The 22,187-nt window shown below is 45.5% G+C and carries 24 protein-coding genes and 1 pseudogene; 17 read left to right on the top strand and 8 right to left on the bottom strand.

Annotation, left to right across the window (positions count from 1 at the left end):
• Nucleotides 1-215 precede the first annotated feature (215 nt).
• The 5 genes from WFI24_RS25330 (at nt 216) to WFI24_RS25310 (ending at nt 5,214) form a co-directional block, all read left to right on the top strand.
• Complete coding sequence (locus WFI24_RS25330; RefSeq protein WP_336764814.1) at nt 216-2,174, top strand: hypothetical protein; 1,959 nt, start codon at nt 216-218, stop codon at nt 2,172-2,174.
• Nucleotides 2,175-2,411: 237 nt separating this feature from the next.
• A complete protein-coding gene (locus tag WFI24_RS25325) occupies nt 2,412-3,185 on the top strand; it encodes a hypothetical protein (protein WP_336764813.1) in 774 nt (257 codons plus the stop codon).
• Nucleotides 3,186-3,229: 44 nt separating this feature from the next.
• Entirely contained in the window at nt 3,230-4,192 is a 963-nt protein-coding gene (locus tag WFI24_RS25320; RefSeq protein WP_336764812.1) for a hypothetical protein, read from the top strand.
• Nucleotides 4,193-4,243: 51 nt separating this feature from the next.
• Entirely contained in the window at nt 4,244-4,945 is a 702-nt protein-coding gene (locus tag WFI24_RS25315; RefSeq protein WP_336764869.1) for a hypothetical protein, read from the top strand.
• Complete coding sequence (locus tag WFI24_RS25310) at nt 4,945-5,214, top strand: DUF4176 domain-containing protein (protein WP_336764811.1); 270 nt, start codon at nt 4,945-4,947, stop codon at nt 5,212-5,214. Before WFI24_RS25315 ends, WFI24_RS25310 begins: the two co-directional genes overlap by 1 nt.
• A gap of 67 nt (nt 5,215-5,281) precedes the next feature.
• Here WFI24_RS25310 and WFI24_RS25305 read toward each other — a convergent pair whose 3' ends face one another.
• From WFI24_RS25305 to WFI24_RS25295, 3 genes are all read right to left on the bottom strand, one after another.
• Entirely contained in the window at nt 5,282-5,557 is a 276-nt protein-coding gene (locus WFI24_RS25305) for a WXG100 family type VII secretion target (RefSeq protein WP_336764810.1), read from the bottom strand.
• Nucleotides 5,558-5,760: 203 nt separating this feature from the next.
• Complete coding sequence (locus WFI24_RS25300) at nt 5,761-6,462, bottom strand: stalk domain-containing protein (protein WP_336764809.1); 702 nt, start codon at nt 6,460-6,462, stop codon at nt 5,761-5,763.
• Nucleotides 6,463-6,661: 199 nt separating this feature from the next.
• Nucleotides 6,662-6,868 (bottom strand): hypothetical protein, encoded by a 207-nt coding sequence (locus WFI24_RS25295; protein ID WP_336764808.1) that lies wholly within the window; start codon nt 6,866-6,868, stop codon nt 6,662-6,664.
• A 335-nt stretch (nt 6,869-7,203) separates the two neighbouring features.
• Here WFI24_RS25295 and WFI24_RS25290 point away from each other — a divergent pair, with 335 nt between their 5' ends.
• Nucleotides 7,204-8,826, top strand: a complete 1,623-nt coding sequence (locus WFI24_RS25290; protein ID WP_442956266.1) for a copper amine oxidase N-terminal domain-containing protein — start codon at nt 7,204-7,206, stop codon at nt 8,824-8,826.
• Nucleotides 8,827-8,889: 63 nt separating this feature from the next.
• On the opposite strand, the gene WFI24_RS25285 is transcribed toward WFI24_RS25290, so the two are convergent.
• Nucleotides 8,890-9,522, bottom strand: a complete 633-nt coding sequence (locus tag WFI24_RS25285) for a nitroreductase family protein (RefSeq protein WP_145325873.1) — start codon at nt 9,520-9,522, stop codon at nt 8,890-8,892.
• Between the two features lie 125 nt (nt 9,523-9,647).
• Between WFI24_RS25285 and WFI24_RS25280 the strand changes: the two genes are divergently transcribed.
• The 6 genes from WFI24_RS25280 (at nt 9,648) to WFI24_RS25255 (ending at nt 14,166) form a co-directional block, all read left to right on the top strand.
• Complete coding sequence (locus tag WFI24_RS25280; RefSeq protein WP_336764806.1) at nt 9,648-9,998, top strand: winged helix-turn-helix transcriptional regulator; 351 nt, start codon at nt 9,648-9,650, stop codon at nt 9,996-9,998.
• Between the two features lie 126 nt (nt 9,999-10,124).
• Nucleotides 10,125-10,574, top strand: a complete 450-nt coding sequence (locus WFI24_RS25275; RefSeq protein ID WP_145325871.1) for a disulfide oxidoreductase — start codon at nt 10,125-10,127, stop codon at nt 10,572-10,574.
• A 19-nt stretch (nt 10,575-10,593) separates the two neighbouring features.
• Nucleotides 10,594-11,037: a FixH family protein gene (locus tag WFI24_RS25270; RefSeq protein WP_336764805.1), complete on the top strand. Its 444-nt coding sequence runs from the start codon at nt 10,594-10,596 to the stop codon at nt 11,035-11,037.
• 185 nt (nt 11,038-11,222) lie between these two features.
• Nucleotides 11,223-12,710, top strand: a complete 1,488-nt coding sequence (locus WFI24_RS25265) for an alpha/beta hydrolase family protein (RefSeq protein WP_336764803.1) — start codon at nt 11,223-11,225, stop codon at nt 12,708-12,710.
• Between the two features lie 29 nt (nt 12,711-12,739).
• The gene (locus WFI24_RS25260) at nt 12,740-13,141 is read left to right on the top strand and encodes a MerR family transcriptional regulator (protein ID WP_336764802.1); all 402 of its coding nucleotides are present in this window, start codon (nt 12,740-12,742) and stop codon (nt 13,139-13,141) included.
• Nucleotides 13,142-13,257: 116 nt separating this feature from the next.
• Nucleotides 13,258-14,166 carry a serine hydrolase domain-containing protein gene (locus WFI24_RS25255; RefSeq protein WP_336764800.1) on the top strand — a complete coding sequence of 303 codons (909 nt, stop codon included), beginning with the start codon at nt 13,258-13,260 and terminating at the stop codon, nt 14,164-14,166.
• Between the two features lie 93 nt (nt 14,167-14,259).
• Here WFI24_RS25255 and WFI24_RS25250 read toward each other — a convergent pair whose 3' ends face one another.
• The 4 genes and pseudogenes from WFI24_RS25250 to WFI24_RS25235 form a co-directional block, all read right to left on the bottom strand.
• Complete coding sequence (locus tag WFI24_RS25250; RefSeq protein ID WP_336764799.1) at nt 14,260-14,937, bottom strand: succinylglutamate desuccinylase/aspartoacylase domain-containing protein; 678 nt, start codon at nt 14,935-14,937, stop codon at nt 14,260-14,262.
• A gap of 95 nt (nt 14,938-15,032) precedes the next feature.
• The gene (locus tag WFI24_RS25245) at nt 15,033-16,001 is read right to left on the bottom strand and encodes an ABC transporter ATP-binding protein (protein ID WP_336764868.1); all 969 of its coding nucleotides are present in this window, start codon (nt 15,999-16,001) and stop codon (nt 15,033-15,035) included.
• Between the two features lie 22 nt (nt 16,002-16,023).
• Nucleotides 16,024-16,824 (bottom strand): ABC transporter permease, encoded by an 801-nt coding sequence (locus WFI24_RS25240; RefSeq protein WP_336764798.1) that lies wholly within the window; start codon nt 16,822-16,824, stop codon nt 16,024-16,026.
• Nucleotides 16,821-17,458, bottom strand: a pseudogene (locus WFI24_RS25235) (hypothetical protein). Before WFI24_RS25235 ends, WFI24_RS25240 begins: the two are co-directional and overlap by 4 nt.
• Nucleotides 17,459-17,763: 305 nt before the next feature.
• Between WFI24_RS25235 and WFI24_RS25230 the strand changes: the two are divergent.
• The 5 genes from WFI24_RS25230 to WFI24_RS25210 all read left to right on the top strand — a co-directional run bounded on the left by WFI24_RS25230 (nt 17,764) and on the right by WFI24_RS25210 (nt 22,155).
• Complete coding sequence (locus tag WFI24_RS25230; RefSeq protein ID WP_169481429.1) at nt 17,764-18,615, top strand: DegV family protein; 852 nt, start codon at nt 17,764-17,766, stop codon at nt 18,613-18,615.
• Between the two features lie 204 nt (nt 18,616-18,819).
• Nucleotides 18,820-19,485, top strand: a complete 666-nt coding sequence (locus WFI24_RS25225; RefSeq protein WP_442956265.1) for a response regulator transcription factor — start codon at nt 18,820-18,822, stop codon at nt 19,483-19,485.
• Complete coding sequence (locus tag WFI24_RS25220; RefSeq protein WP_336764796.1) at nt 19,482-20,411, top strand: sensor histidine kinase; 930 nt, start codon at nt 19,482-19,484, stop codon at nt 20,409-20,411. Before WFI24_RS25225 ends, WFI24_RS25220 begins: the two co-directional genes overlap by 4 nt.
• A 129-nt stretch (nt 20,412-20,540) precedes the next feature.
• Nucleotides 20,541-21,464: an ABC transporter ATP-binding protein gene (locus WFI24_RS25215; RefSeq protein ID WP_336764795.1), complete on the top strand. Its 924-nt coding sequence runs from the start codon at nt 20,541-20,543 to the stop codon at nt 21,462-21,464.
• Nucleotides 21,457-22,155 (top strand): ABC transporter permease, encoded by a 699-nt coding sequence (locus tag WFI24_RS25210; RefSeq protein ID WP_336764794.1) that lies wholly within the window; start codon nt 21,457-21,459, stop codon nt 22,153-22,155. The genes WFI24_RS25215 and WFI24_RS25210 overlap by 8 nt, the downstream gene beginning before the upstream one ends.
• Nucleotides 22,156-22,187 lie beyond the last annotated feature (32 nt).

Genomic DNA, 22,187 nt, shown 5'->3' with positions numbered 1-22,187 from the left:
CCGAAACAGGTATTAAGCGGTAGCATCCCATACGTAGAAAGAGATTTAGTGAATTCTAAAGTGGCAGCTGACAGATAAATGAATATATCCGTCTCTGTCCTTTGGAATGTTCCATTAGGACCAGAAGATGGAAGAAAAAGTAATGAATATTTGGATCAAAAGTTCTATACTTAACGAGTCTCAACCAAATCCATTACACAGAGAAGGAGTTAAGTATGTCCAGAGTATCCAAATGGCTCATCGTCAGTTTAGTTTCAATCTTTATACTTAGCATGTCGGAATTCACAGTCTCAGCGTCCGCTTCAATAGTTCAAACCGCTCAGAACGCAGAGCGATCCATTTCATCCACAGATCGGGTGCAACATAACATTCGTTTTGCAATCAGAGGCACGGAGGTGACCGTGACTACACTTCGAACGAGTTTTGATACTGGTGAACTCAAAGAAAATGAGTACCATTTTACCGATCCAGCTATTCTCCCTAGAATACATACCGGTCTGACGACAACTTCCCATCAGTATGATCCTATTGTTAGTGACACACCAGCAGGGTTAAAAGGATACATAACTTATTATGCCACGGATGATAAGCAGTATTATTACGTTTTGTATGAGTATGATTATAGCTCGAACACTCTTCGCAAGGTGCATGAGGGTGAAAACCGTATCTACTTGGAACCTCAAATCGGAATATATTATACGATTTACGAGAAAAACGTACCCAAATCCAACTACTATTCCATGGTCACAGGAAAAAAAGTATACACTCGCGGACAGATTTTGCTAGAAAGGGATTTTACAGATACCAAATATGTGGTATCACCGATTCCACAAACCCGTAATTTTGGGGTGTATTGCACAGATACTTTAGATTGCCACTATCTTGAATATGGCGGTATAAAGGGGAAGAAGGCCAAAGTAAGCGACTTGTGGATGAAGCCTGACCAGAAGACAGGCTTGTCTACTAAAGCTTTTCAGGTAAGTGCAGATGTTCATCTAAATGTTTCTCAAGGTAACACGAGGGATCGGAAATCAGACTGGACTGTGGTTGTAACCAAGAATGGTAAAAAAACCACACTGATTAAAGAGCGAGTGGGCTATGTGCATTCATTTATCTCTCCCGAAAGAAAAACATTGGTTTTGGTCACGGAGAATGGTTTGGATAGTAAGATGGAGTCTTCCAAGGTGCAAATCTATGATTTGAAGACCCTTAAACAGATTCGATCCTATGATTCTCCATATCGCGCTCGTACCCAAAGTATCCAGTGGATTACTGAGGATGAGTATATTATTGAACAGTATTTTTCCAATCCAGGCTCTTACCCGCCATCCTTATATGTTATTTCAGAAAATAAACATCTTAAATTGAATTATGGTACGTACAGTGACTGGAAAAAATACTGGAATTCTTTTCAGTTCTCTAATGTATTTTTCCCGATGGAGCCTGTAGCTATTAAGTCTGATCAGGGTGTATTGGAGTATAAAGGGCAGCCCACCTTCTATATGGAAGGGCAGCATTATGTTCCTTTAGAAGAATTCACTAAAGCATTTCATATTCAATATAATCTCGGCAAGGATCGGATCACATTCACTCGTGGACAGCGTTCTTCCAGTGTGAATCAACCTTCAAAACAATTGTTGACGCTATACAATCAGACTTTTATTCCTTTGGGTCAGTGGAGTAAGGACTTGGGGCTCAAAGTGTCGGAAACAAAAGCGAGTGGTTACAACAAACAATTAAGCATAAGCGATGAAGAAAAGGGAACTGATCTGGCCATGGATCCCAAAATTCTCCCTTTTCAGGCAAGTGCACGATGGATGGATCGGGTAGGGGACAGTTACCAATTAGATCCGGTAAATACTAGGCCGATGGAATCAGCTGTGCCAGACCGAATTGATGGTGTGGTGCTGAATTTTGATCGAACGTTGACCTTTACCTCCACTAGAGATTCAATTACAGAGTTGCTGTTCACCAATCCAGACTACACTTCGGTTCTCGGGAAAGTATCTTTAACGGACATACCTGAGAGGAAGTGGGGATTTAGCACAGCCAAGATTCCAGAAAACATGTTACAAGATGGTGTACTTAACATGATTGTTCCCGTGAAAGAAGGAACATCAACGATGGTGTACTCCTTGAAGCTTCCAGAACCATTTGATAAAAATAAATTCTAAAGATAATAACGAGACTAGGTACAGCATCATTTTTGTTGTGCCTTTTTCTATTTTTTTGGGTAAATATAATCAGGCCTAACGGCTTAAGATCAGGAGTGGGGGCGCATTGAGCCCAGCCAAGGTTCCTTTTACAATAAAAGAATAGAATCTCTCGCCAACCTCTTTAAATTGACATCATGGAAAAGGGGAATGACCTTGCCTTTATATACATCGTTTCAGTGTTCCGGCCGGGAGGCCTTGTTTCTGTTTCAATTGATGAATATTCCGGAAGCGAGTCAACTGCTCGTGGATCTGAATGACCCGGAATTACAGGGTATACAGTCAGAACGGGTTTACGAAAAGATACTTAGAGGTCTTGTTGAAGACGGTGTTATGGTGGAAGATAACAAGCAGATCACCATAGAGCCACAAGTACATAACCTGCTTACAAGCTGTAAGCTCAGCAGTGCAATAACCCGACTCGAATTGCATGCAGCAGATGGGGAATCGTCGGTGACTTATGGATTTTTGTCAGGTACGCAGATGGTTGAATGGCTATGGAAACCTGTAGAAGACCAGACGGTGCTAACCTCTTTTGATGAGTTGCAGGATATGTTACAAGTCCTTGGCAATCGGATTGAACTACCCGATCCATCAGCATCACAGGATACGATGCGTACAACCATCCAGGGAGAAACGTTGCAGCGTCTGTCCGCGTTGGGGATTGATTCATCCATGGAGAAGTTCGCGTCCATCTTGCAGCAGGACCATCATCTGGATCACACAGTATTACAGACATTGGCGAAAGGCTTTGCCACGCTTGAGAAGTGGGGGCAGTTCGAGGTGTACACCCGGGGACAGGAAGGACCGCCACAGACCATTTATTTTATAGGCAGCACCCAAGGTAACTGGTTGTTCCTTGAAGGGGAAGAATCCAGTCTGTTTACAGCATTTAAGGTGACGGAAGAAGAATTGGTGCAAAGCCTGTTTCTGTTAACGACGCGTTCGTTATATGTACTGCCCGGAGTTTAAACCCAATATAGACATACACAAATGTAACCAAGGGGGGAATCCAGTTGACCAAAATTGTCATGAAGGCTGACTACTTGAACTCACTCGCACAGCAGATTGAACAAGTGACGGCACAGCTGCAGCAGGTGGACGGTGTTCTTCAACAGGCCATTCAGGGAGCAGCCTGGCAGTCGGGGAATCGACAGACCATTATTGGTCTGTACCAGGCCCATCAGCAGCGGTTTCAGACCGCTGGACAGAGCATGCAGCAGCTGGCTGCGTATGTAAAGACGACTCGGGAGAAAATGGAACAGGAAGATCAATCGGGTGGTACATTTGGCCTTACGGGTGTTAACCTGCTCGCACCATTTGACGGACCTGGAAGCACAGTAGGTACGCTAACCGCGGCTGCGGCTGTCGCCAAACTGGGATACCGAGTGAAGAACGGCTATATGGTCAAGCAGGAGCTGAATCGAAACACACCACGCATTTTGGTTCGCGAAAGCTACGATTCAGTGAAGGGGAATCCATTGGTGAACGGCAGACCAAGGGATTACAAAATTCATTATGTCCGTGACATTGAAGCCAAAATAGCAAACGGAACCGCTACGCCTCAGATTAAGGAAATTGCTTCGATGATGAAGCCAGGTTATGCAGTCAAATCCGCCTTAACGGACAAGCTGGGCTGGGCCAGTGTTGGCATTGATGTATTCACAGATACACAAGAGAACATCAGCCAGAATGCATCCGGTGACAAGATTGCTGGTGATATCATCGGTAATGTTGTCGTCGGTGGAGCAACAACCGTGGGAGCAACTCTCTTGGCAGCGGCTATTCTGCCTGCGGCGGCGCCTGTCCTGGCCGTTGGTGCGGTCGGCCTGGGTGTATCCGTAGGTCTGACGTATCTTGCAGAAGGGGTAACCATGAATATGGATTTGGATGGCGATGGGCAGGATGATTCCGTGAAGGATGTTGTGAAACATGGAGCGAAGAAAGCCTGGTCTACCGTTAGCGGGTGGTTTAAATAAATGAAGCGTCATAAACAATCTGCCAAGACATCCAATACTGCCGAGTCTGCCATGTATGAAGGAACATCCTACAACCGGGATGCATTCGAGAACTATCTTGCGGTATACGCCGTGGATGGAATTCGTTTCAGCGCAGGTACGCTCGTTCTTTTCTTCCTAAATGTATTTCTGCTGATTCCGGTGTTCAGTGTTCCGGTTCAACTTATGTACGCATATATCTTACTGCCGCCTCTGGCAGTGATGAATGTGTGGGCCCTCGCTCTAATAGTGGCTCCCCGCAGGCTGCAGTTGAATTATGTCCTGTTTCGAGGTGTGTTTGGTATCGTATGTTCATTGGGTTTTATGATTATTATTCAAAAGTTTGCCTACGGTATGTTGGGCCTCACAACGCCATGGTATGCGATTGGTTCGTTTGTCGTATATGGTTTTGCATTCTTTCAGTATGCGAAGTTTCACATAAACAGATTGAAGCAGTCACCTAACAGTCCCAAGTCTGAAAAGGGCTCTCGTATGCCTGTCGCGACGCTGACCATGTTGACTGGCGGGGGTTACTTGCTGGCTAATATTTCCCTGGCCTTTGTTACAGAACAGACGGTTGCTGTTGTACTCATGAGTGTGTATATCATGCTGGCCTTTGTTGTGTTTCATTTTATGATGGAAGTACATCGGTACTACTGGCTTCGCCGGGTGCTGAACACGCCTGTGGAAGTCCAGAGCAATATATCACAAAATACAGAAAGGAAGATTACCTGATGGCAAACGAAACATCTACCTTACTGCCTAATGGCTCCGTGATTCGGTTGAAAGAAGGTACCAAAAAGCTCGTCATCTACGGACGAAAGCAGATGCTGCTAACCGAACCGCCACGTCAATTCGATTATATTGGCTGTCTGTATCCGGAGGGATACATTAATCCGGATTACACATATGTATTTAATCATGAAGATATTGAAGAGATCATTTTCAGAGGATATATGGACGAAGAGGAAGAGACTTTTGTAGCGGAGCTTGAGAATAAGTAACTTTATTTATAAAGGGCACTTTTACCTTTTTTTATATGTGAAGGAAAATAAAATAAACGGGTCAGTCCTAACGTGACTGATCCGTATCGCGGAAACGTGTCGCTGTCTGCTGGAGACTGGTGCTGGTTTCCTGTAAACCGCGCAAATAATGACTGATGTTCGTCATGCTGTCATTCATACGCCCGAGAAACTCCCGCTGGCGTTCGCCTTCCCATTGTCCCTCAGACTGATCGATCATCGTTTTGAGTTGGGCAAGAATATCTTGTCCGTTCTGGGACGCCTTGTTGAACTCACCTGCAAGTTGTTGCAGTTCTTCTGGGGACAGATCAATACGCTGGTTCATGAGGTACACTCCATTTCGCTTCTGTTGTAAGATGCTGTACACTCCATTATAACCCCATCCTTTTCAAAATGAAGCTGGACGAAAGCCTTGTTTTTAGAATTGTTAAAATTCGGCTTACATAGGACAAAACACACATCATATCAGTCCTTAATCATAGAGGGGACCGAGAGGATGTGTGTTTCTGTTTTATTTCTATTTATCGTTTATTTTACTTTTTGGACGGATACCGCCATTTGTTCCAGTTGAGTGTGAGTTAATTGGTTATTTGGCGAGCTGAGTGTTACATAACGATCATCCAGCTTGAACGTGAGCATATCCGTTTGATCTGGTGTATACCATTTGGCGATAACGCCATTGGACAGTTTCACGTCTTTGCTCGTATAGCCGTCCGAATAATCTCTTGGAGACACAGCCACTTTCATATGGTTGAAAATAAAGCTGACACCATCGCCACCCGCACCTACACTTTTGAATGTGTCACCTGCAATCATCTGCTGAGGTGCATAAGCTGTCTCGAACCCATCGAATTGTGCAAAAGCCTTTTGAATTGCCTCTTTTTGTGCTGCGCTATACGTTACATTGGTCAGGGATGATGGATTACTTGTCGCTTGGCCGATCATGACCTGTCCTTTTTTGGCGTCATAGGATACGGGTACATGCAGCGCATCGGCAAGCGCTCTAACTGGTAGATAAGTGGAGTTGTTATAAGTGATTGGCGCAAGTTTGTTGCCATTGCCATCTGTTGGTGAGTACGCCGCGCCATCGACATTGAAGCTAATTCCATGATTAAGGTATGCAGAGATTTTCTCCAGCTGCGTTCCGGCAAATACGCCCGTTGCTCCTGTCAATGTCATGCCAAGTACCATCATTGTTGCTACGGATTTCTTCATGTTTTTTTTCATCATCTATCTCTCCTTCAAGTTGGGGTTTGTTTTGTTTGATGGGTTCGCTGTCCCTTATGGCTTTATATTAAACCCCGAACATATCCAGAATAATTCTGAATTATCTCCAACTTGTAAACATGTGCATGGATACGGTGAATGTAGAACAAAACCTGAAGATACTTAGCATGTTTGAACGTATTCTTTGCTGAATTGATTATTTTTAGTTAAAAAGATAGAGAAGTAGTCCGCCGATACCAAGTACAATCGCACCAACGTATACATAGGAAAGTTTGCTGAGATTTTGCTTTGTGCGGCGATCATACTCGGGATTACTGGTCTGATTGGCTTTGGAGTTTCCGATGATCATGGTAGCAACACCTCCAAATAAAGCGATACCTACAATTAAAACATAAGGCAACCAAGTCATAATTGGACCCCCTTCACGAATGATATGATTTGTCTTCATTGTACTTCAGGATAACCTTTGATGTAAGCTTTAGTTGAGAAATAAAGGGAAATGAAGTATCTGTCTTACAGTATGTATCTAGTCCTGGATAGAAAAGATCACGACAATTTTGGTTTTTTTAAACTATAAAAATCCTTGATACAACAAGCATTCGCGGATTTCTTCACTGGAAGCTGCGGATTTTTTTGTCTATAGAGTGATCCAGAATAGAGAACCCTGCGTTACACCCTATGAAGACGACGACGAGGAAACAAATTATACACAACACATAATCGAGGAGTGAACACGTAATGAAAATGAAAATGAAGAAATTTATTGCACCTGTACTTAGCCTGACACTGTTGATGCCGGGAATCGCTGGAGCAGCTTCCACACCGCAGACACCGATGACGATGATGAAAGCATCCGTGAACACACCCGCTGCTGACCTGAGAGCGAACCTGGATCACCTGTTATCCGAGCACTTTGCACTCGCAGTAACCGCAATGGCCAAAGCATATGATGGAGCAAAAGACGCAGATGCAGCTTACAAAGCACTCGACCAAAACGCACTGGATATGCAACCGGCAATCGCTTCCCTATATGGTGACGCAGGTGCCAAAGAATTCGAACGTATCTTCCGTGCTCATAACAAATACACAGATGACCTTGTCAAAGCAACCAAAATGGGTAACCAGGCTGGGATCAAACAAGCACAGGCAAATATCAACGGATTCGTGGAGGAGTTCTCCACATTCCTGAGCACAGCAACCGAAGGCAAATTGCCAAAAGCAGCAGCTAAACAGGCTCTGAAAGTGCATGAAGATCTCGTGCAAAAAGTATTCGATGAGTATGTAGCTGGAGATTATGCTGACGCATACAAGGCTTACCGTGAAGGTTTCAAAGAAATGTTCGACGTAAGTAAGGCTCTCTCCACAGCAATTACGACACAAATGCCTGAGAAATTCGAGAACACCAAAGCGGATACAAAAGCAGCTGATCTGAGATCTGCACTCAACCACTTGGCTTCCGAACACTTTGCGCTCTCGGCTCTGCAGATGCAAGAAGAATTCGATGGCCGCACAGCAGCTTCCAACGCACTGGTTACAGCTGAAGCTGGAAATACAGCTGACTTCAAAGCAGCCATTGCTTCCGTTTACGGTAACGACGGTGCCAATGCGTTCGAGAAAATTTGGGTAACGAACCACGTTAATGCACAAAGCGACTATGTAAAAGCCGTTAAAAACAACGATGCTACGGCTCGTGCAGCAGTAGAGAAACGTATTGATGGATTTACAACAGAGTTCGCCACATTCCTGGATTCGGCAACAGCTGGCAATCTGCCAAAAGCAGCAGGACAACAAGCACTGACAACGCATGAAAACCAAGTACAAAATGTATTGAATCAATATGCAGCAGGTAATTATGATGCTTCGTATACAACGAATCGTGAAGGCTTCAAAGTGATGTTCGGTGTAGGTCAAGCTCTGGGTAATGCCATCGTGACTCAATTCAACGACAAATTCCAAGAGCCAACAACACCTGTACCAGCGCCAGAAATGACAACGGTGTGGATGCAATTGAACAGCAAAGTGCTGAAAATTAACGATAAAACAACCAACATGGATACCACACCAGTGCTTTGGAAAAACACAACATACATTCCATTGCGTTTCATGAGTGAAGGTATTGGTGCAACAGTGAAATGGGACAAAAAAGCACAGCAAGTAACCGTAATGGCTGGCGACGATACCCTTGAATTCTGGGTGAACAACAACGTTATGGAAGTGAACGGCGTGAAGAAAAACGTGGGTGCAACTGTATTTGTAAACAAAGATGGACGTACACAAGTACCCCTGCGCTTCATTGCTGAACTTCTGAACTGGGACGTGAAATGGGCACAAAAAGATGGATCTATTACACTGACGAAATCCATGTAATAGCAGCGTTTAAATAAGATTAAAACAAAAAGAGCTGCCCCATACGGCAGCTCTTTTTGTTCATCATAAGGAGGTCATTGTGTTTCGATACATAATTTGATGAACCGGATGACGTACCGTTTGATGTCCATTTTTCGTACCTTTACCAACAGCGATCAGCATGACATCCAAGTATCTTTCAGAAATATTCAAGCTGGCTTTTAATTGAGCGGAATCATAACCTGACATCGTGATGGTTTCGAAACCAGCCTCATTGGCGAGCAGAATGAATGACATGGATGCTAGGCTTACATCTCGGGTTAACTCCAACTTCAGCTCTTCATCCGATTTATTTGCATAGTATTGTATTGCCGCATTCGCCAGATAATCTCGGAGTGATGCATCAAAAAAGCCCGACTGAAAGCCTTCTTCGTGAATTCTGATGATGTTATCTGCTTCAAATGCTTGATAATCCCCTAACATGACGATCAAAGCGGAAGCATCGATCACCTGTTGCTGATTGTAAGCAATAGGTAGTAATGCGCTCCGGAGATCAGGGTCATCAATAATAAGATACCGGGTCGCTTGAATATTATTCCCATTGGGTGACTTGCTTGCAGATTCAATGAATGAAGTGAGAATCTCCGGGTGTATCGTATAACTTGAATCAAAATGTCGAACAGAACGCCTATGTTCCAAAACGGATTGTACACTCATGAGATCATCTCCATCGTTGTTATTTAGGACTCCCTTGAATTATAGTAGGCATTAACAAATGAGAAAATAACGCACAAAAAAGTGGGATAGCCACTTTAAAGTATCTATTGAGGAGGAACGGCACATTGGTTAAATATAATACCGGAATAAATATTTTCATGGATATCGCTGGGGGGAAATGGAAGTGTCTTATCCTTTTTTTTCTGAGTCAACAATCGGTGCGAACCAAGGAATTCTATGAACTGATACCTGGAATCACACAAAAGGTCTTAACCGACCAATTGAAACAGTTGGAGAGCGATGGACTTGTTCATAGGGAAATATTCAAGGAAGTCCCGCCAAAAGTAGAATATAGTTTAACTGAACTCGGACGATCCTTCGTTCCAGTCTTGAACACGATGTGCGACTGGGGCAATACGTACGCAAGGTCCAAAGGTATGGAGCAGGATGAACATATTCAATGTGATCATGAATGAACCCAAAAGTTCAAATATTTGGTATAATCATCGGGTAATGACCTACATAACAGCTTAAATAGCCGATGGAGTCCAGAATGAGGTATGATCATTTGGTATAAGCAAAATGAAGAGGGGGACAGAGGAATGAGTACATCATCAAAATCGGAGCGTCCGGCGAAAAGTGTGGATACCCGGTTATTTGTTGCTTGGGCCGTTTCGGTTATTGCAACAGGGGGAAGTCTCTATTTTAGTGAGATCAAGGGTTATCTTCCATGTGATCTGTGCTGGTACCAGCGCATATTTATGTACCCGCTAACGATCCTGCTGGGCATTGCCTACTTTAAGGATGATGCGGGTATCGCGAAATACGTGCTTCCGCTTAGTTTTATCGGTGGCGGCATTTCGTTATATCATGTAACGATCCAGCGTATTTTTTCGGCTACAGGTAATGCTGTGGCGTGTGGCAAGGTTCCATGTTATACCGACTATTTGAACTGGTTTGGTTTTATCACCATTCCGCTACTGGCACTCATTGCATTTATTATTATCATCGTAATGCTGTGGGGCATTGGCAAAACATCAAAATCTTCTTAATAAGAAAGGACAGATGGTGATGAGCGGACAAGCTCGTTGGTTCATGCCCTTCATTGTTTTGATCCTCCTGACCGTGGGATGCTCCTATGAGGAACAGTCCGCGGCGGGAGAGATGCCAGAGATGATCAAAGTGCAGCTTATGATTCCGGATAAGGTGTCTGTCGAGGAAGATGTCGCTTTGCAGATCAAGCTGACCCAGGGAGAACAGCCTGTAAATGATGCGGATCATGTACAGTTTCAGGTATGGAATGAACAGGATGAACCCGAAGCACCTTCATTCGATCAAGGAATGATGAGTGCCGATGAGCTTGAATCTCGGGGAGCGACGAAGGCTGTATCTATAGGTGATGGTATATATGAAGTGAGTTATACGTTTCAGGAACCTGGGGTATATGTCGTTCAGGCACATGTGACCTCAGGGGCGATGCATACGATGCCGAGAACAAAGGTAACCGTAGAGTAATCGTTGTAGTTCACCCGATGAATATACCGTACAAGTTCTTCCAAGCTATATGGCATATTTACCAGGTGGTTGAGTGTGTCTACATCGGCTTCATTCATCCATTTTCGTTCATATCTTTAACCTTGACCTTGAAGCATACTTCAAGGTTTATTCTTGTCTTATCAAGAAATATTGGAGGCAGAATAATGAGGATTTTAGAATGGATGTTGGTGTTGGTAACCGTAGCTGCTACGGTATGTATGCTGGCGTTTCCGAAGCGCCGAGCAATGACAGTGGGTACACTTTCCGCTCTGATAGTAGCAGTGTTTCTACATGGCTTAATCAATTCATTTCGTGTGCAAATGATACCAACCTATATGGTTGGACTTGTATTATTCACTATGTTAATCATTCAACTCATGAAATCATACCGCAGTGGCCGCTACGTTCAAAGCACGCAGAAACATAACCGTCGTACCTGGATAAAGATGACGTTGGCTTCGATTCTGGTTCTGACTTTCAGTGCAGGCTCATTCATACTGACCTGGCTGTTACATGCCTTTGTGATGCCTGAACCTACCGGCACATTTGCGATGGGTACATTCTCTCAACACCTGGTGGATGAATCTCGCGAAGAGACAAAATCGCCTGAGGCAGAAGACAAGCGTGAACTTATGATTAATGTCTGGTATCCAGTAGATCAGGATGCTGCCCAAGGGCTGCCACTGGAGCATTACCCTAGTGAACTGGGAGAAGCTATTAGTCTGGTGTTCGGCATTCCGTCTCAGGTGTTCAGTTATCTGAATACCATTCCAACACATGTCGTAAAAGGAGCTGAGATGTCGGCAACCCAGAGCAAGTATCCGGTACTGCTGTTCTCGCCGGGTATTCGTTCTGCTCGTTTTCAGAGTATGACAATGATAGAGGAACTGGTAAGCCACGGTTACATTGTCGTTGGTATAGATCACCCGTATACGTCAGCACGAGTAACATTCCCTGATAGGCGTACAGTCCCGTATGAGGCCGACCCTGATTTTGCAACGTCAGCGGAATTATATCAATATAATGTAGAAGGTATAGGCATCCGTGCAGCTGATGCAAGATTTGTCCTCGATACCCTGACCCAGTGGAATTCAAATGATCCGAATCAATTGCTCGAAGGCAAACTTGATCTGGCTCATGTGGGCATCATGGGTCACTCGTATGGTGGGGCAACGACAGCGGAAGCTCTGGCTCAGGATGACCGTTTCAAAGCAGGACTTAGTTTGGAAGGCGGATTCTGGGGTAAAGTATCCACCACAACCTTGAAACAGCCGTTTATGTATGTCATGTCGGGTGGGACAGCTAAGAGTCTGGAACCGGATGCCACTGCCAAGGATAAAGTATTTTATCCGGAGTTTGAGCCGGATCTGGATCGGGTGATGACGAGCAGTCTTCATGATACCTATTATCTGACGGTTGAGAATTTCTTCCATCAAAGCTTTACGGATATTTCGTTAATTTCACCGAAAATGTTTGCCAGAGGCATGACGCCAGAACATAATGTGGATATCACCAGATCATATACGCTGGCATTCTTTGATCGTTACCTCAAAGGAGAGGAGCAGCCGTTGTTACAAGGCCCTTCATCCCAATTTCCTGAGGCTACGTATGACAGCAAGTACACCAAGCTACGTCACCAAAAAGCGGAATAACCTCATAGAAGGATGGAGGGGATCTATCGATGGAAACCATGACAAGAGGAATGTTAGCCAAGCGTGCCGGTGTGAGTATGGCAACCCTCCGTTATTACGAGGATAGCGAGATTCTGCCGGCTCCCCGTCGTTCCTCCAACGGATACCGGGTGTATACCGAGGATTATCTGGTTAAAATTAAGTTCATTAAGGATGCCCAGTCGCTGGGTTACTCCCTAAAAGAAATACAAGAGACCCTGCAACTGCTTAGTCAGGAGGATATGGAGAGTGATACGTTAAAAATACTCGTCCGTGACCGAATCGCAGATATTCAGAAGCATATCAATCACCTTGAACAGATGCAGATTCATCTGGCCAGATTGCTCAAGACGCCAGAAGGTGATATCCATAGCTATATTCAGTCGTTCAGGGTGACAAAGAAAGAGCCGTAATCGCGGCTCTTTTCCTTTTTAGGAGAAACAAGCATTGGCTATCGAGCAGGGAATAGGAGATTTAAAACGAATACATAGTGTAGTTTGCCAATACATAGTGGTCTCCTGAACACAGGTTGTTCGAAATCGGCTCTTTAACCAAACTTTTTACATCTATTCTTCTGCTAGAATTGGAACGTCAACAGGAACTTTCCACGGATGACACGGTTGGCAAGTACATACACAACGGTAAAAATGATTATTTGAATAAGGTTACCTTAAAAAGTCTTGCTACGCATACCTCTGGATTACCTAGACTTGCCACAAATCTGAACCCCACGAAAAACCGATTGGATCCGTATTCAGATTATACCGAGGATGATTTACTTGCTTTTTTATCCGATGCTGACTTTACGGATCAGATGGGTTCATTTGAGTATTCCAATACCGGCGTGGGCTTACTGGGTTATATCCTATGTAAAGTATCAGGAAGTACATATGACGATCTGCTGAAAAAATATATCACAGGTCCATTAAACATGACGGAGACAGCAGCTATGTTGAATCCAGAACAGAATGGCAGATTTGTGGATGGACATACGTCAACGGGGAAAAAAGTCCCTCACTGGGATCTTAGTGTACATGCAGGGGCTGGGGCGATCAAGTCATCGGTTCACGATATGAGTTTATTTGTTCAGGCCAACCTTAATGATGATCATCCGATAGCCTCTGCAATACAAAAAAGTCATGTTCCTATAATGATTGGAGACTCGGACTTATATTTAGGATGGCATAAGGATAAGCTGTTAGATCAGAATATACTCTGGCATAACGGTGGCACATTTGGTTTCTCCAGTTATTTGGCTATAAATAAGGAACAGAGTGTAGGCGTTGTATTATTGTCCAATTATTGTTTTGGATCAGCCTCCATTGTCGATGAGTATCTGGATGCGATATTCAAGTTTATAACTAAAAAAGACCTTTATCCACTCATGCCGCTGGACCCTGTTGGTATACAAATTTTGGAAGAAATGATGCGAAGATAAACGCAGAAAAGTCACCTCCAAAGCGAACTCCCGAAGTACATCCTCGGGCGCTCTCTTCTGAAGGTGACTTTATTTCTATCTTAATGATCTCAATCATGTTAAGCCCGCTTCACGTAGAAAATGGTGCAAAATTTCTGTCTGATACTTGATACGGGTCGCGCGTTTCAGACTCCAGCAGGTCTCCACCGTAACAGAACGGGCTTGTAATAGTCTTGAAGCCGCTGTACGGGCAGATCCCGGCAATTCATGTTGCTTGAGGTTAAAATGACGATCGCGAATGGCAATCGACCGATTCATCCGTTCGATAACTCTTCTGCAAGCCGGAATCGTCCGACTGCCGGGATTGGTAATCAGCGTCTGTCCAAGCACTCGCGAACTAAGCTGTGACAGCCCGTTGGCTTCATGCAGATCGAGCCACCAGTCAGCCCGATGTTCACGCGCCAGCTGAAAAACCGCTGCAGCCAGTGGATGCTTGGCCTTGCCTGACATACGACGTGGAAACGTACGATTCAGATCTGGCTTGCCTCTGATTTTCTTTGCGTAGGCTTTCTGGTTCACGCGTGGCACAATAATCAGCAGCCCTCGCTGAATGACACGGCGACCCGTCGCACAATCATCTGCGAGCTTTTGTGCAGCGGCCATACTCGCCGTTTCATTCCCGTGTACCCCGGATGTAATGAACATTACCGGTCCCGGCATCATGCCACGTACGATGTAATAGGGAGTGGCGTGTGCGCTGGATGCCGCAAGTATATGTTTGGTCACAAGCATGACGCTTCACCTCCGCTATTACAGTACGTCATGTCCCTCTTTCATGTAACGGCAGAAGAACAGGTCTTCATCCAATTTCCTCACAAAAGGGCCAATTAATACACCCGATGAATGATATCTTCAAAATCCGGTTCTTTCATCTCCACATCTTCAATCTCGCCCCAGTATTCCAGTTGTTTCAGAATGTCCATTGTGCTCCATTCCTTCCGGTTTACTTCAACGGTAACGATCTGGTTCTCCACGCCTGTGACATGAAGCGCAGAGGGTAAAGAGTCTGGCAGGTGAAACGCTCCTCGGAACGTTATCCGAATTAACGTAGGCAGTCCGATGGTTTCGCGAAGCGATGAGATCGTGCCGTCATATGTCAGTTGACCATGGTTGATCACCATGACCCGGCTGCATAACTGCTCGATATCGTCCATGTCATGTGTGGTCAACAGAATTGTTTTGCCGAACGTTTCATTTAAGGTACGTAAAAACTGGCGAATGTTCCGCTTTGCGTTCACATCCAGTCCAATGGTTGGTTCATCGAGAAAAAGCAGTTCCGGGTCATGCAGCATGGAAGCTGCGAGATCCGCACGCATGCGTTGTCCAAGCGAGAGCTTGCGGACAGGCGTGGCCCAGAATGATTCAAGGTCCAGCAGCTCGGCAAACTGGGATAGCCGTTTCTTTTTGTCCTCGGCACGGACGCCGTACATCTCGGCCAGAATATCATATGAATCTTTCACAGGCAGATCCCACCAGAGCTGACTGCGCTGTCCAAACACAACGCCCAGTCGACCGACGGTTCTGCGCCTGTCCTGATGCGGGTTCATACCACCAAGCCGTACCTCACCCGAGGTTGGGTGGAGGATACCTGTCAGCATTTTGATCGTGGTAGACTTGCCAGCCCCGTTCGGACCGATGTAGCCCACAAACTCCCCTTGCCCGATATCAAAACTGATATCGTGTACCGCTTCCTTGGACACATACTCACGTGAAAATAACGTACGTAACCCTGAGAAACGTCCTTCTCGAATAACAGGGGTCTTAAATTCCTTTTGCAGATGCCGTGCTGTGATCATGTTCATGATTCGTTTCGCCTCCTTAGCTACCTGTACTTTGATATTTGGTCATGCCGAAGTGCCAGAAACGCAGACTTGCAGCCAAACTCAGTACGGCAACCGCCGCAACAGCAACAAGGACCCACGCGCCTCCTTCACCCCGCAGTAGATAGAGTGACGGGATGTAATTGACGAATCCCACCGGAATCACCGTTAGCAGAATGCCAGACATCCATTTGGGATATAACGTTAGCGGATATTGGGCAGCCGTTCGTGCTGCATCTTCAGTGATCGTCTGTAATTCCTCGATGCGTGTGGTCCAGAAGCCGAGTGTGGCGGTAGCGAGTCCAATGGAAAAGAGAATGACTGCCCCTGTGAGGATAATGAACAGGGAGAAGGGAATGGCTATCCAGCCAATCTGTCCGCTATGCATCATACCTGCCAGAGACCAGCAGAGAATGAACCCGCCTTGCAGGACTTCCCCAGCCATAATGCGGAAGTTCTGGGGCAACAGGGCCAACAATACGGGCATGGGACGTGTTAACAATTGATCAAGCTCACCACCCACCAGATATTTTTCCAGATGGTGAACCTCATTGCCGAATGTGCGATACAGTGTTTTGGATAAGGTCATGATGGCGAAGAGATAGCCGATCTCATGGAGGGACCAGCCTTTAATTGCTCCGAATTTGTGCAGCACCAGAGCAACCATCAGAAACTCGGAGATCTGAATTAAAGCGGCGAGTACGGATGCCATGATGAAATTAAACTTGTATTGCATCCGGCTGCGGATGCTTGTTCGAATGAGCATTTTATATAAATTGAACCAGGAAGTCCGTTTCATCCGCCCTGCACCTCCACTTTAAGACGTAACACCTGGGTAATCGCAAGACAGAACAACGTCATGAAGACGCACCAAAGCAAGGTTCCCCATAGCAAGGAACCATCTTCGAAACCAAGGTAGATTCGGGTAGGTACATACAGCAGGAAAGGGTAGGGGGATAGCCAGGCAAGTTGTTCAAGCCAGTTCGGCAGCCACTCCAGCGGAATGAAGAAACCAGCCAGCAGATTCATCATGGCGTGATTGCCCCAGTGAAGCCAGGAAGACTCCGTGGTCCACATCGACGTAGCACCAATGATATAGTTCATGCAGATGGACAAGTATGCGGCGCCGGCAAGACCAAGTGATGAACTGGCCTCATGAGATCCAGTGCGATCTGGCCTGTCCTGACGGTTAAGGGGATAACCAATCCGTTCGTGAGAAAACCCGAGATCCAGAGAGAGGATTGCGTGAACGCAATGTAGCTGATCATCCCTTGTGTCCCGTATTCCCCGAGCGTGTGGTCGGCCCCGATGCCGATCCAGAGGCAGGCGTACATGTAACCAAACATGGCGCTTGCCAGGTTATGTACCATGTGTGCCCCACGGTATTGCAGATTCCGGGAGTAGGCTTTGGAAGCCAGGGTGAAATAAAGCATGTGACACCTCCGATAAGTGGATTGAACGGCGTTTCCGTTCACTTCAGTCAAGGCGAAAAAGAGAGAAGGACAACAGCATACCAATTTATTCCTTCACAGGCAAGACATTTTTTTAGCTAATACTGGTATTAATAGGGGTGTTCATGATTGCGCCACAAGACAACGGTCTGTCCGTTCATTTATAATTGAGAGGCAGTATCGCAAACGTTTACAATGTGAAATATTCAAATTTTAAATACACCGCCGGGCTTGTGCCTGACGATTGAGGATACAGAACGAACAATCCGGCAAGAGAGAAGGATGTCATGAAGAAAATTGCATGGGTCACCGATAGTACCAGTACACTGGATCCCGTTTTTGCGGAGCAAAATCATATCTACATCGTACCGCTGCGCATCGTATTTGGAGAGGAATGTTACCGAGAAACCGATGACATTACATCTGAAATGTTCTATGAGAAACTTGCGGAGGCTTCACGTGCGAGCAGTTCGCAGCCACCCATTGGCGAATTCATTGAACTGTATGAGTCGCTCAAAGACAAGTACGATGAGATTATTACGATTCATTGCTCTACAGCGCTTAGCGGAACGCTGCATACGTCCATGCAGGCTGCAGAGATTGCAGGAGTGACGGTGACCGCAATTGATTCAAAGGCAGGTGCCTATCCTCACCGTGAGATGATTATGCAAGGACTGGAATGGCAGAAGCAGGGATGTTCAGCTGCCGAGATCAAAGTAAACATTGAACAAATGATTGATAACATGTCCTTTTACCTCATACCGGCCAGTCTTCAGCATCTTCATCGCAGTGGACGGGTGTCGGGCACACAGCTGATCATCAGTCAACTGCTCAAGATCCATCTGCTGCTTCGATTTGAAGAGGGCAAAGTGGTTGTGAATGAGAAGATTCGCACGTTCAAGCGGACGAAAGAACGCATGCTGGATATGCTCAAGCTGGATGTGGAGAAAGTAAAACATGTGTGCATTATGCACGCGAACAATCAGGAAGAAGCCGTCACGATCAAAAAACAGATTGCAGCTCTCCTGCCTAGATTAAAGACCGAAATCATGCCGTTTATCCCTGTGGTTAGTATCCATGCAGGTGCAGGAACCATTGGACTATGCTGGATCCACAGCGAGAACGGTTATAGAGATTAGAAGCACCAGTATTTATCTACAGACGCTCATAGACCTGGCAGGAAACACACTTGATGTCGAAGTGTGTTTCTTGCCAGGTTTTTTCATATGTCATTGCCAATTCAAACAAACTGTGAGGTAATAAAGAAAAATGTTCATGTTGGAGGGAAACATGTGTTAAGTCACCGCTTGTTGCTTGTTGAAGATGATCGTTCAATTAGTGAGATGGTCGGACCCTATCTGGAAAAAGAGGGATACGACGTCACTTATGCATATGACGGCTTAGAGGCAGAGCGTCAGTTCAGCCAGTCACAACCCGGGTATGATCTGGTTATTCTGGATCTGATGCTGCCCCGCAAAAGTGGGATGGATGTGCTGCAAACCATTCGGGCAGTCAGTCTGGTGCCTGTGCTCATTCTGTCTGCAAAGGATGGGGAAGTGGACAAAGCGCTAGGTCTGGGCTTCGGCGCAGATGATTACTTGAGCAAACCGTTCTCGTTAATCGAACTGACTGCCCGCATCAAAGCTGCGATTCGCCGCGCCAATTATACCACTCCGCCTGTGGCTGAAATGGTTAAAGATCAACGTATTCACATTGGAGGACTTGTGGTTGATATGGAGACGTACGAGGTGGAGCGCGAAGGTACACCCGTCAAACTGACATCCAAGGAATTTGGCATCCTGAAACTATTGGTTACCCATCCTGGCAAAGTGTTCACCAAGGCGCAGATCTATGCTTCCGTCTGGAACGATCATTATTATGGGGACGAAAATATCATTAACGTACATATGCGTCGTCTGCGTGAGAAACTGGAGGCAGATCCTTCGGCTCCCCAATATATCAAGACACTCTGGGGCATCGGCTATAAGCTGGAGGCGGAGCAGGGATGACACTGATTTTTGCCATTACAACGGGTATTCTGGCCATTGCCGTCATTGGATTGTGGATGAGATTGCGGAAACGCACCCAACATCTGTCCTATATTCATCAGAAAATATCCGCAATTCTAGATCAAGGCACCTTTGAGCGCTTGCTTGTATTCAATAGTGATGACCAAGTCAGTCAGCTTCTGAAAGACATGAACGAGCTGCTGGATCATGCGCACCGTGCAAAGGCCGGTTATGCAAACCAGGAGAAGGAGATGCGTAATATGCTCTCCAACATTTCTCATGATCTGAAAACGCCACTCACGGTGGTGCTGGGTTATAGTGAGACCTTGCTGCACAGCCCGTCATTAACCGATCAGGAACGGAAGATTATGACGGAGAAAATACAGGATAAGGCACAGGAAGTGTTGCGTTTGATTCATTCCTTTTTTGATCTGGCGAAGCTGGAATCTGGAGACACGGAGCTGGTGCTTAGTCGAGTAAATATAAGCGAATTATGCCGGTTGAAGATGCTCTCCTTTTATGAAATGTTGACGAATCTGGGGTTGCACGTGGAGCTGGAGATACCTAATGGGGATATCTTCGTGCAAGCGAATGAAGAAGCATTGGACCGTGTGCTGGATAATCTCATTACCAATGGGATGAAATATGGAGCAGAGGGTAAGGTGCTAGGACTTTCACTCGACCATTCGATAGGTGGGCCTGTGACGTTACAGATCTGGGACCAGGGAAAAGGGATTCCGGAGAGCGAGCATAGTCGTGTGTTCGAACGCATGTATACATTGGAAGATTCCCGCAATCGACTCTATCAGGGCAGCGGCCTTGGTCTGACGATCACGAAGCGGCTAGTCGAACAGATGGGTGGAAGCATTCACTTGCATAGTGTGCCACATCAACGGACTGTATTTTCGGTTACTCTAAAGGCCTGATAGAGCTTGCGTTGGCGTTTCCGGTCAGACTTAAGGTTTTTGTAAGATTTGATTAATAAAAAAGAAGACTTTTCTCTTTACAATATAGATATAGGAACCCGGACAGGGGACGTAAAGGAGAACAAGACGATGAATTATATCGCACGAATAATAGATGTGACCAAAGTATATGAAGGGGCAGAGGTTGTATCCAACGTCAATATGAATATTAAGCAAGGTGAGATCTATGGGTTTCTTGGCCCGAATGGTGCAGGTAAAACAACCATTATGAAGATGCTCACTAATCTCGTCAAACCAACCTCAGGGGAGATTGAATTGTTTGGAGAGAAGCTTACGCCGACCTCCTATGAAGTGCTGAAGCGAATGGGCAGTATTATTGAATATCCTTTTTTCTACGATAGACTATCTGCCCGCGAGAATTTGGAGCTTCACTGTGAATACATGGGATTCTACAACAAAAAGATCATCGACAACACGATGGAAATGGTAGGGTTAAAAGATACGGGCAAGAAATCGGTTAAAGACTTCTCTCTGGGCATGAAGCAAAGGCTCGGACTGGCTCGTGCACTCATAACCACACCTGAATTGCTCATTCTGGATGAACCGATTAATGGATTGGATCCGGTAGGGATCCGAGAGATGCGAGATTTGTTCAAGCGACTTAGCAATGAGTATCGGATCACCCTGTTGGTCTCCAGTCACATCCTTGGCGAGATCGAGCAGATTGCGGACACGGTTGGTGTCATTCGCGGCGGTCGTTTGGTGGAAGAGGTCTCGATGGAGAGCATTCGTGGAAGTCAAAACGAGTACATCGAGTTACAGGCGGTAGATATCCGCAAAGCGACCTATGTCATTGAACATCAGCTTGGTTTGAGTAATTATAAACTGGTCGATGACCAAACGTTACGCATCTATGATCCGGGAATCATTCCATCGGAATTAACCACCAAGCTGATTCAGCATGGCATTGAGATCGAATCGATATCCAAACGGGCTCATTCCCTGGAAGAACACTTCATGAAGCTTGTGAAAGGGGATGAAGACGTTGCTTAAATTAATCAGACTTGAGATGCGGAAGCACCGCTTTGCACGTAATTTTGCAGGTGCAGGTATTGCCAGTATAGCCATTCTTCTTTTCCTGATCATGATTGGTTTTGTGGATGTGGGAGCGGATGATTATGCCTATGCCGATTACCAGACTGCCTTTATGATTATCGATACGTTTGTGAGAGCGACCTTTATCATATTTGCAGGAGCTTTATTAACCAAGCTGGTGATCAGTGAGTATAGAAATAAAACGATGAACGTCATGTTCACCTATCCCATCCAGCGTCATAAAATCATCGCAGCCAAATTGATTATCGTGTTTGTTTTTACATTTGTGATGATTATGGTTACCGATCTGTTGATGGGTTCACTGCTGCTAATTGTTAATCACTTTTACTCCTTCATTCCTGGATCATTGACGAATCGGGATATATTGGGACTTCTGGTGAAGTACAGTATGAGTTCTTTATCGGCTGCGAGTATGGCACTCATCCCCCTATTCTTCGGTATGCGTAAGCATTCTGTTACCACCACAATGGTCTCGTCCATTTTGCTGGTTTTGATTGTCTGCTCCGGATTCAACGGGTCGGAAGTTTCCATTCATTCGCTTATTATTATCCCTCTGACCCTTGGAGCAATAGGGATATGGATTGCTTCGATGTCCATGGTTCGTCTGGAGACCAAAGATGTGAACTGAATCATTCGGAAAACCATGCTCTGTATGGCTTC

The organism is Paenibacillus sp. USHLN196, assembly GCF_037144955.1.
In the GTDB taxonomy this organism is placed as follows: domain Bacteria; phylum Bacillota; class Bacilli; order Paenibacillales; family Paenibacillaceae; genus Paenibacillus; species Paenibacillus xylanexedens_C.
The sequence above is the reverse complement of the archived record's forward strand: the minus strand, read 5'-3'. Positions and strand labels throughout refer to the sequence as shown.